Genomic DNA, 8,716 nt, shown 5'->3' with positions numbered 1-8,716 from the left:
GACGCCGTGCTGTCGGACAACGAGACCGGCGGCAGGCTGGCGGCGCAGGCGCTGGTGGCGGCGGGCTGCCGTCGCCTGGGCTTCCTGGGAGTCGAGGGCGGCACCTATAGCGGCCTGGCCCGCAGCGCCGCCTTCGTGTCGGCGCTGGCGCCAGCCCTGGCCGCCGGCCGCGCCACCTTCCGCCCGATCACCGCGGCAGGTCCCGACCATGCCGCCGGCGCCGCGGCCGCCGCGACCGCCTGGGACGCGCCGCTGGACGGGCTGTTCTGCGCCAGCGACGTGCTGGCCTGCGGCTTCCTGGACGGGGCGCGGGCCACGGGCCGGACTGCACCACGCGACTTCTCGATCATCGGCTTCGACGACGTGCCGCCGGCCGACCTGGCACCCTATCGCCTGACCACGATCCGGCAGGATGCCGGGCGCGTCGCCGCCCGCGCGGTGGCGCTGATGCTGGAACGCGCCGAAGAGCCCGGCCGGCCGGCGATCATCGAGGCGGTGCCGGTGGCGCTGGTGCCGCGGGCGACGGTCGGGCCTGCCGGCTGAGCGGCTACAGGTCCTTGGTCAGGAACACCCGGCTGGTGCCGGGCGGGTCGCAGGGGATCTCGCCGAACACCCGCCAGCCCTGGCGGCGATAGAAGTCCGGCGCCTGGAAGCTGATGGTGAACAGCACGGCGACGCGGCAGCCGCGCTGCCGCCCCTCCTCCTCCATCATCCCGAGGATCCGCGAGCCCAGGCCGGAGCCGCGCAGCGACGCCGGCAGGTGGAACAGCTCGACGAACAGCATCCCCAGCGAGGTGCGGCCCTTGGCGCCGCCGAGGATCTCGCCGGTCGCGGAGTCCTTGACGATGACCGAGAGCGGCCGCCGGTCGCTGTAGCCGGTGATCTCGTCGTTGTAGACGTTCAGGCCGTCGCTGAGCAGGGTCTCGAACCCATCCTCGACGGTATCGGTGAGGGTGACCTCCACATCCGGCGCGGCCATCTCACGACACCCGGCGCTGGACGCCGTCGATCGGGGACAAATGCGAGATCAGCCGGCTGCCGGTCCAGTACAGCAGGCGGATCAGTGGCGGCTCGATGCCGACAACCAGTTCGGCGCCCGGCTCGAGATTGAGGCCGACGGCATGCGACGGGCTGGGCCCGATCGAGGCCGGGATGCCGGCGAAGACGGTGTCGACGGCGCGGTGGACATGACCGCACAGCAGATGCACCACCTGGCGGTGCCGCGCCAGGATCGGCGCCAGCCCTTCCGGGTTGCCGCAGCGCCAGCCATCCATGCGGGTCAGGCCGGTCTCGAAGGGCGGGTGGTGCATGAACACCAGCGCCGGCTGCTGCGGCGCCTCCGACAGCCGGGCGTCGAGCCAGGCCAGCCGCTCCTCGCACAGCACCCCTTCGATCCGGCCCGGGATGGTGGTGTCGAGGCCGATCAGCCGCAGGCCGCCGGTTTCGCCGGCGATGTTGAGGAAGGGACCGTCGGTGCCGATGCCGGCATGGCCGGCGAAGGCCTCGCGCATCACCTCACGCGAATCATGGTTGCCGGGAATCGCCAGCATCGGCAGGCCCAGCGGCGCCAGCGTCTTCTGGAACAGCTGGTAGGATTCGAGGTCGGCGCGATCGACCAGGTCGCCGGTGACGAGCAGCAGGTCCGGCCGCGGCGACAGCGATGCGAGGTGCTCTACACAGCGGCGCAGCGCGCCGAGCGCGTCCACCCCGGTCTCGACCGCCACCTCGGGCGTCGTCACATGGGTGTCGGTGATCTGGGCGATCAGCATGATCTCTCCGGAACTTCCCTCAGCGCCACGGGGTGAGACGAGGGCCGGCCCGGTCGCACAGACCGTTGCCGAGCAGGTTGACGCCCAGCACCGTTACAACGGCGACGAGGCCCCGCGCCAGTACCAGATGAGGGGTGAGAGTCGATCGCGCCCGCGCTTCGTCCGGCACCGCCCGGGACGGCACGGCATCAGCCGGCCATCCCGAAGGGTATCGGGACTATTGCCCGCCGAGCGCCACCGGCACGCTGATCGTGTCCTTGCCTCGGACCACGGTCAGCGTCACCGATGTCTGCGGCCGCATCAGGCCGACGGCATTGCGCAGCGCCGTGGCGCCGTCGATCGGCAGGCCGTTCAGCCCGGTGACGACATCGCCGACCTTGAGCCCGGCCGAGGCGGCGACGGTGCCGGGGACGATGCCGGTGATCAGCGCGCCATGGCCGACGGCGATGCCGCGCGACGCCGCCTTGGCCGGGGTCAGGTCCTCGATGGCGACGCCGAGCCGGGCGCGCGACACCGAACCGTACTGCACGATCTGGTCGATCGAATTCTTGACCATGTGCATCGGGATGGCGAAGCCGATGCCGGCATTGGCGCCGGATGGGCTGAGGATCGCGGTGTTGATGCCGACCAGCTGCCCTTCCAGGTTGATCAGCGCGCCGCCGGAGCTGCCGGGGTTGATTGCCGCATCGGTCTGGATGAAGTCCTCATAGCCTTCGATGCCAAGGCCGCTGCGGCCCGTGGCGCTGACGATGCCGAGCGAAGCGGTCTGGCCGAGACCGAAGGGGTTGCCGATCGCGACCACGAAATCGCCGACCTTCGGCGTGTAGCTGTCGTCCACCGGCAGTTCGGTCAACCCCTTGGCCGGGATGCGCAGCACCGCGATGTCGATGTCGGCGGCGCTGCCGACCACCTGGGCCGGCACCTCGTTGCCGTCGCCCAGGGTCACGCCGATCTCGGTGGCGTTCTCGACCACATGGGCGCTGGTGACGACGAAGCCCTTCGCCGCGTCGACGATGACGCCGGAGCCGACGCTGCGGAACGACTTTTCCTTCTCGCCGTTGAAATAGCGGCGCATGTCGGGGTCGCGCAGCATCTCGGCATCCGGGCGGACGGTGCCGCGCACCTGGATGTTCACCACCGCCGGCATGGTCCGCACCAGCAGCGGATTCAGAGTGGTCGGCAGCCCGCCGACGGAACCGCCGGACCCCGAAGTGTTGCAGGCGGCCAGTGCGAGCAGCACGGGGACGATCAGCAGTGATCTGACGCGGCGCATATTGTTCTTCCTTCCGATACCCTGGAGATGTGCGCCGGTTTGCGCCAAGCGTCCAGAATTGGCTTCACTCCGCCCACCGAACCCCCGACAGGGGTGAAAAGTTCACCGGCGCGTTGGCCCAAAGGCCTTCGATCCCGGATTTTGCGATTCCGAGCCGCGGCAGCTCGAACAGGTAGACGTTCACGGCTTCCTCGGCGATCAGCCGCTGCAGGTCCTGTTCCCGCGCCTGCAGGATGGCCGGATCGGTGGCGCCGACGATCTGGTCCCACAGATCCTTTGCCCGGGGATTGGCGTAGCCATAGGCGCCGTCGGCGTAGCGTTCGATGGCGTGCGGCACGGCGTGGGCGATCACGGCCATGTCGTAATCGGTCCGGCCGATCGCATTGGCCCAGCCGCCGGCATCCATCGTGACGATGTCGGCCTTCACCCCCGCCTCGGCCAACTGCGCCGCCACAAGCCCGCCGATCCGTGCGGCCGATGGGCCGGGCGGCAGGTCGAGCCGGGCGGTGAAGCCATCGGGATAGCCCGCGTCGGCCAGCAATGCCTTGGCCTTGGCGGCATCATGCGGGTACAGGCCGGTCAGGTCGACATAGGCCGGGTCCTGCGGCGGGAAATGGCTGCCGATCGCGGTGCCGTAGCCGAACATGGCGCCAGCGATGATCGCCTGGCGGTCGATGGCATAGGACAGGGCGCGGCGCACCCGGATGTCGTCGAACGGCTTGCGGGCGTTGTTCAGCGCCAGGACCGCCTCGGCCTCTGTCGTGCCAACCATCACCTTGAAGCGCGGGTCGTTCTGGAATTGCACCACCGCCTCCGGCGCCGCCATGTCGGGGAAGGCGTCGATCTCGCCGGCCTGCAGCGCCGCTGTGGCGGCCGCCGGGTCGGCGATGAAGCGGAAGGTGACCTCGCGCAGCGCCACGTCCTTGGCGCCGCGCCAGGCGTCGTTGCGCTCGAGCACCAGCCGGTCGCCGTGGCGCCATTCCTTCAGCTTGAACGGGCCGGTGCCAACCGGTTGGGTGGGATCGCCATCGGCGGTCTCCGGCGCCACGATCGCGGCCGCCCCCTGGGCCAGGTCGGTCAGGAAGAAGGCATCCGGGTGTTTCAGCCTGACCACCACGGTCAGGTCGTCCGCCGCCTCCACCTTGTCGATCGCAGCAAACAGGGCCTTCGACGGGTTCTTGCCGTCCGACGCCCGGGCGCGGTCGAGGCTGAACACCACATCGGCCGCATTGAACAGGATGCCGTCATGGAAGGTCGTCGCGTTGACCAGGTGGAAGGTATAGGCCAGCCCGTCGGCCGAAACCTCCCAGCTTTTCGCCAGGGCCGGCTGCGGCTGGCCGGCCTGGTCCACCGTCACCAGCGTCTCGAACACGTTGGCGGTCAGCATCGCATCGATCGAGGCGGCGCCGTCCGTGGTCGGGTCGAGCGTCGCCGGCTCCTGCTGCACGCCGATGACGATGCTGTCCTGGGCGGCAAGCGCCGGCACCGCGGCCAACAGCAGGGCTACGGCGGCAAACGGCACGATGCGCTGCATGATGTCTCCCCGGATGCGGACCCGGCCCCGTGGCGGGCGGCCCCGTGGCAGTCGGATGGTACCGCCGAACGATCGCACCCGTGCCCGAGGGTGGCCGCAGGACAGGCCGCGGATCAAGCTTTTTGCGATGCGGTGCCTGGCCGCTCGTATCCTTGGCCGCAGATCGCTATAGTCAGACGATTGCAACTCCGTGACATCCGATTGCGCGCAGCGCAGATCGCGAGGCCGGGTCAATTCCGCCAGGGGGACCTCAATGACGGCACAAGACCATCCGGACGGCCGAGATACCGAGGCTTTGGCTAAATTTTTCCTGGATGTCAGCCCGGACTCGGTCGCGCCCTATGCGCTGGTGCGCCGCGGCAAGGTCATGTGCTTCTTCGGCGACGCGGACGTTGCGGCGGACAGCGGCTCCCAGGCCTATCCGGACCGCGCGTTTTCCATCATCGACGTCCGCGCCCGGCGGGTCGTCCGCCGCCGCTGACGCCGGCCGTGCCATCGATTCACGATGGCTGCGCCGCCTGCCAGGGGTCGATGACCTAGAATCCGCAGTCGATGAAATCACGCGTGTTGCGGGTGGCCAGCAAGCCGCCCCGCGAACGGACGATGGCCACAATCTGCGCGTCGAACTGGCTGATCGGCCGCCCGGCCTGGCGCCGATCCGCGGCGATCGTGGCATAAGCGACGGCCGCGTCCGCCTCGAAGGGCAGGATACGCCCGGCAAAAATCCTCGGCGAACATCGACGATGCCGCCGCTAGCAGGTCGATCCGCCGCCGCCCCTCCGGCAGCAACGCCAGGCCGTAGACAATTTCGGCTTGGGTGATCGCGGCAATGAACAGGGACGCCGTCGGCTGGGCCGCAAGCCATGAGACCAGCTTCGGGTCCGGCCGCGGCCTCATCACCTCGGACAGCACATTCGTATCGAGGACAATCATTCCTCGAAGCGGATCGGTTCGCGCATCGTCTCCCGCGGCATGTCGGGCAGATCGACCCCTCCCAGGGGAGCAAAGCGCTGGCGGATCGCGTCGGCCAGATTGCCCGGCCGCTTCGGCCCCGTCGACAGCGCCGATCGCAGGATGTCCCGCGCCTCATCTTCCATCGACCGGCCATGCTCGGCAGCACGGACGCGAAGCCGGGCCTTCAACTGCTCGTCGAGCTGACGGATCGTAATGCTCGCCATGGGGGCTCCTGCAATCACTGATTTAAAATTAATCATTGATTGCAGGATCGGCAAGGCATCGTGCCGGCGCTCAGTCCCGCGGTTCGATCGCGCGCTGGCGCAGCATGTGGTCGGCCAGGACGCAGGCCATCATCGCCTCGCCCACCGGCACGGCGCGGATGCCGACGCAGGGGTCGTGCCGGCCCTTGGTCAGGATCTCGGTGTTGTGGCCCTGGATATCGACCGTGCGGCGCGGCGTCAGGATCGAGCTGGTCGGCTTGACCGCGAAGCGCACCACCACCGGCTGGCCGGTGGAGATACCGCCGAGGATGCCGCCGGCATTGTTGGCGCTGAACAGCACCGCGCCGTCATTGCCCATCAGCATCTCGTCGGCGTTCTGTTCGCCCGACAGGGCCGCCGCGCCGAAGCCGGCGCCGATCTCGACGCCCTTCACCGCATTGATCGTCATCATCGCCCGGGCGAGGTCGCTGTCGAGCTTGTCATAGATCGGCTCGCCCCAGCCCGGCGGCACGCCCGTCGCCACCACCTCGACGATGGCACCGGTCGAGGACCCGGCCTTGCGCACGGCGTCGAGATACTCTTCCCAGCGCGACGCGGTCTCCGCATCCGGGCAGAAGAACGGGTTGCGGTCGACCTCGTCCCAATCCCAGCGGTCGCGATCGATCGCATGTGGGCCGATCTGCACCAGGGCACCGCGGATGGTCACGCCGGAGAGGATCTTCCGAGCGATGGCGCCGGCGGCGACCCGACTGGCGGTTTCGCGCGCGCTGGACCGGCCGCCGCCGCGCGGGTCGCGGATGCCGTATTTCTTCCAGTAGGTGTAATCGGCATGGCCGGGCCGGAACTTGGCCGCGATCTCGGAATAATCCTTGCTGCGCTGGTCGGTGTTCTCGATCAGCAGCGAGATCGGGGTGCCGGTGGTCTGCCCCTCATAGACGCCGGACAGGATCTTCACCTCATCGGCCTCGCGCCGCTGGGTGACGAAGCGGGACTGGCCAGGCTTGCGCTTGTCCAGCCAGGGCTGGATGTCGGCCTCTGAGAGCGAGATCAGCGGCGGCGTGCCGTCGACCACCGCGCCGATGGATGGCCCGTGGCTTTCGCCCCAGGTGGTGAAGCGGAACAGGGTTCCGAAGCTGTTGCCGGCCATGATTCCGATCCGTCCGGACTAGTCGTCCGCCTGTGCCAGTCGCTCGAAGGCCGCGCCTTCCAGCCGATAATAGATCTTCTGCGGCTGCCGCGCCGCGCCGATCCGGTCATAGAGGCGTTGCGCCCCTTCGTTCCAGCTTTCGGTGGTCCAGTCGAGCCGGGCGCAGCCGCGGTCCTGCGCCAGCCGGACCAGGAAGCGGATCAGCGCCTCGCCGGTGCCGCGTCCGCGCACGCTGTCGCGCACGAACAGGTCCTTCAGCAGCAAATTGCCGCCGAGCTGCGGCCCCGGGAAGACCGAGGCGAAGCTGGCGAGGCCGACGGCCACGCCATCGATCTCCGCCACCGCCACCTCGGTGCCGTGTTCGCCGAACACATGGCGCTCGACCAGCGCCGCCGTCACCGCGGCCGGCGCCACCGGCCGGTCCTTGGCATAGAACCGGTCGAGGTCCTGGAACAGCGCGGTCACCGCCGCCCGGTCGGACTCGGTGGCGAGCCGGATCGTGGCGTCGGCCGCCGCACCGGTCATGGCTTGGGTGCCAGCCCCTGCAGCAGCTCCGCCGTCGCCGCGGCGCTGTCGACCGCGACCATGCCGACAGTGTGGTAGCCGCTGTCGACGTGGTGAATCTCACCGGTCACGCCGGAGCCGAGCTCGGAGATGAGGTACAGTCCGGCGCCGCCGACCTGTTCGATGGTGACGTTGCGCTTCAGCGGCGCGTTCAGCTCGTTCCACTTCAGGATGTAGCGGAAATCGCCAATGCCGCTGGCCGCCAGGGTCTTGATCGGGCCGGCCGAGATGGCGTTGACACGGATGCCGCGGCCGCCGAGATCGACCGCGAGATAGCGCACGCTGGCCTCCAGCGCCGCCTTGGCCACGCCCATGACGTTGTAGTGCGGCATCACCCGCTCCGCCCCGTAATAGGTCAGGGTCAGCAGGCTGCCGCCATCGCTCATCAGCGGCACGGCGCGCTGCGCCACGGCGGTGAAGCTGTAGCAGGAGATGTCCATCGTGCGCAGGAAGTTATCCCGCGACGTGTTGAGGTAGAGGCCGTCGAGCTCGTTCTTGTCCGAGAAGGCGATGCCATGGACCAGGAAGTCGAGCTTGCCCCATTCCCGGCCCAGCGTTTCGAACACCGCGTCGATGCTGTCCTGGTTGGTGACGTCGCAGGGCAGCACGTGCTGCGAGCCGACGCTTTCGGCGAGCGGCTTGACACGCTTGTGCAGCGCGTCACCTTGGTAGGTGAAGGCGAGCTCCGCACCATGCGCCGCACAGGCCGACGCGATCCCCCAGGCGATCGAGCGGTCATTGGCGACGCCCATGATCAAGCCGCGCTTGCCTTGAAGGAGCGGAGGGGGAACCGTCATTGCACAGCCTCAGTCTGGGTCAGGAAACCCGAACGGGGCGTGCCGCGGGTCCTCGGGATCAAGTGGCCGGGATCGTACACGAACGCCCTAACGGGTCAAATATGGGCTGATGAATGGCATCCGGATCGGGGGATCGGCAAGAGCGCAACTGGAACACACGGGCGGCCATTGCCGATTTCGGCCATGCCGTCTTCACCTTCGGCCGCTATGCCATGCTGCGTTTCTGGAACGACCGTGGGGCCCAGGCTGCCTCTGCCCTGACCTATTCTTCGCTGCTGGCGATGGTGCCGATCGCCACCAACGCCTTTTCCATTTTGTCCGCCTTCCCCGCCATCGGCGTGTTCAACGGCCCGGCCCAGAACTGGGTGGTGGAGATGCTGGTGCCCCAGGTCGGGCACACCGTGCTGAACTAACTCGACGGCTTCAGCCAGAACGCCCGGCGGCTGACCCCGAT

The 8,716-nt window shown here is 68.8% G+C and carries 12 protein-coding genes; 3 read left to right on the top strand and 9 right to left on the bottom strand.

Annotated features, from left to right (window positions below):
- Positions 1 to 543 (top strand): substrate-binding domain-containing protein (locus AC3XYG_RS28295; RefSeq protein ID WP_489143216.1); only part of this gene is annotated, 543 nt, incomplete at its 5' end.
- A 4-nt stretch (positions 544 to 547) separates the two neighbouring features.
- On the opposite strand, the gene AC3XYG_RS28290 is transcribed toward AC3XYG_RS28295, so the two are convergent.
- The 4 genes from AC3XYG_RS28290 to AC3XYG_RS28275 all read right to left on the bottom strand — a co-directional run bounded on the left by AC3XYG_RS28290 (position 548) and on the right by AC3XYG_RS28275 (position 4,576).
- The gene (locus AC3XYG_RS28290) at positions 548 to 979 is read right to left on the bottom strand and encodes a GNAT family N-acetyltransferase (protein WP_489143215.1); all 432 of its coding nucleotides are present in this window, start codon (positions 977 to 979) and stop codon (positions 548 to 550) included.
- A 1-nt stretch (position 980) separates the two neighbouring features.
- A complete protein-coding gene (locus AC3XYG_RS28285; protein ID WP_489143214.1) occupies positions 981 to 1,769 on the bottom strand; it encodes a phosphodiesterase in 789 nt (262 codons plus the stop codon).
- Positions 1,770 to 1,986: 217 nt separating this feature from the next.
- On the bottom strand, positions 1,987 to 3,042 hold the full coding sequence (locus tag AC3XYG_RS28280; RefSeq protein ID WP_489143213.1) for a trypsin-like peptidase domain-containing protein: 1,056 nt from the start codon (positions 3,040 to 3,042) through the stop codon (positions 1,987 to 1,989).
- 64 nt (positions 3,043 to 3,106) lie between these two features.
- The gene (locus AC3XYG_RS28275; RefSeq protein WP_489143212.1) at positions 3,107 to 4,576 is read right to left on the bottom strand and encodes an ABC transporter substrate-binding protein; all 1,470 of its coding nucleotides are present in this window, start codon (positions 4,574 to 4,576) and stop codon (positions 3,107 to 3,109) included.
- 253 nt (positions 4,577 to 4,829) lie between these two features.
- On the opposite strand from AC3XYG_RS28275, the gene AC3XYG_RS28270 reads away from it, so the two are divergent.
- Positions 4,830 to 5,057 carry a hypothetical protein gene (locus AC3XYG_RS28270; RefSeq protein ID WP_489143211.1) on the top strand — a complete coding sequence of 76 codons (228 nt, stop codon included), beginning with the start codon at positions 4,830 to 4,832 and terminating at the stop codon, positions 5,055 to 5,057.
- A 77-nt stretch (positions 5,058 to 5,134) separates the two neighbouring features.
- Here the strand turns inward: AC3XYG_RS28270 and AC3XYG_RS28265 are convergent, their stop codons facing one another.
- From AC3XYG_RS28265 to fabI, 5 genes are read right to left on the bottom strand one after another with little or no spacing between them, the layout of a single operon-like run.
- A complete protein-coding gene (locus AC3XYG_RS28265) occupies positions 5,135 to 5,473 on the bottom strand; it encodes a PIN domain-containing protein (RefSeq protein WP_489143217.1) in 339 nt (112 codons plus the stop codon).
- A gap of 32 nt (positions 5,474 to 5,505) precedes the next feature.
- Positions 5,506 to 5,808 (bottom strand): FitA-like ribbon-helix-helix domain-containing protein, encoded by a 303-nt coding sequence (locus tag AC3XYG_RS28260; protein ID WP_489143210.1) that lies wholly within the window; start codon positions 5,806 to 5,808, stop codon positions 5,506 to 5,508.
- A gap of 16 nt (positions 5,809 to 5,824) precedes the next feature.
- Complete coding sequence (aroC, locus tag AC3XYG_RS28255; RefSeq protein ID WP_489143209.1) at positions 5,825 to 6,901, bottom strand: chorismate synthase; 1,077 nt, start codon at positions 6,899 to 6,901, stop codon at positions 5,825 to 5,827.
- Positions 6,902 to 6,919: 18 nt separating this feature from the next.
- Positions 6,920 to 7,426 carry a GNAT family N-acetyltransferase gene (locus tag AC3XYG_RS28250; RefSeq protein WP_489143208.1) on the bottom strand — a complete coding sequence of 169 codons (507 nt, stop codon included), beginning with the start codon at positions 7,424 to 7,426 and terminating at the stop codon, positions 6,920 to 6,922.
- Positions 7,423 to 8,262 (bottom strand): enoyl-ACP reductase FabI, encoded by an 840-nt coding sequence (gene fabI / locus AC3XYG_RS28245; protein WP_489143207.1) that lies wholly within the window; start codon positions 8,260 to 8,262, stop codon positions 7,423 to 7,425. The genes AC3XYG_RS28250 and fabI overlap by 4 nt, the downstream gene beginning before the upstream one ends.
- Before the next feature lie 113 nt (positions 8,263 to 8,375).
- Here fabI and AC3XYG_RS28240 point away from each other — a divergent pair, with 113 nt between their 5' ends.
- The gene (locus AC3XYG_RS28240; protein WP_489143206.1) at positions 8,376 to 8,675 is read left to right on the top strand and encodes a hypothetical protein; all 300 of its coding nucleotides are present in this window, start codon (positions 8,376 to 8,378) and stop codon (positions 8,673 to 8,675) included.
- Positions 8,676 to 8,716: the final 41 nt, after the last annotated feature.

Source organism: Inquilinus sp. (assembly GCF_057815775.1).
The sequence above is the reverse complement of the archived record's forward strand: the minus strand, read 5'-3'. Positions and strand labels throughout refer to the sequence as shown.

What these genes read in the sequence shown, in the direction of transcription:
- AC3XYG_RS28275 (WP_489143212.1), bottom strand. Translation starts at nt 4,576, where the DNA reads ATGCAGCGCATCGTGCCGTTTGCCGCCGTAGCCCTGCTGTTGGCCGCG.
- AC3XYG_RS28270 (WP_489143211.1), top strand. Translation starts at nt 4,830, where the DNA reads ATGACGGCACAAGACCATCCGGACGGCCGAGATACCGAGGCTTTGGCT.
- fabI (WP_489143207.1), bottom strand. Translation starts at nt 8,262, where the DNA reads ATGACGGTTCCCCCTCCGCTCCTTCAAGGCAAGCGCGGCTTGATCATG.
- AC3XYG_RS28240 (WP_489143206.1), top strand. Translation starts at nt 8,376, where the DNA reads ATGGCATCCGGATCGGGGGATCGGCAAGAGCGCAACTGGAACACACGG.
- AC3XYG_RS28290 (WP_489143215.1), bottom strand. Translation starts at nt 979, where the DNA reads ATGGCCGCGCCGGATGTGGAGGTCACCCTCACCGATACCGTCGAGGAT.
- AC3XYG_RS28250 (WP_489143208.1), bottom strand. Translation starts at nt 7,426, where the DNA reads ATGACCGGTGCGGCGGCCGACGCCACGATCCGGCTCGCCACCGAGTCC.
- AC3XYG_RS28280 (WP_489143213.1), bottom strand. Translation starts at nt 3,042, where the DNA reads ATGCGCCGCGTCAGATCACTGCTGATCGTCCCCGTGCTGCTCGCACTG.
- AC3XYG_RS28285 (WP_489143214.1), bottom strand. Translation starts at nt 1,769, where the DNA reads ATGCTGATCGCCCAGATCACCGACACCCATGTGACGACGCCCGAGGTG.
- AC3XYG_RS28265 (WP_489143217.1), bottom strand. Translation starts at nt 5,473, where the DNA reads ATGAGGCCGCGGCCGGACCCGAAGCTGGTCTCATGGCTTGCGGCCCAG.
- aroC (WP_489143209.1), bottom strand. Translation starts at nt 6,901, where the DNA reads ATGGCCGGCAACAGCTTCGGAACCCTGTTCCGCTTCACCACCTGGGGC.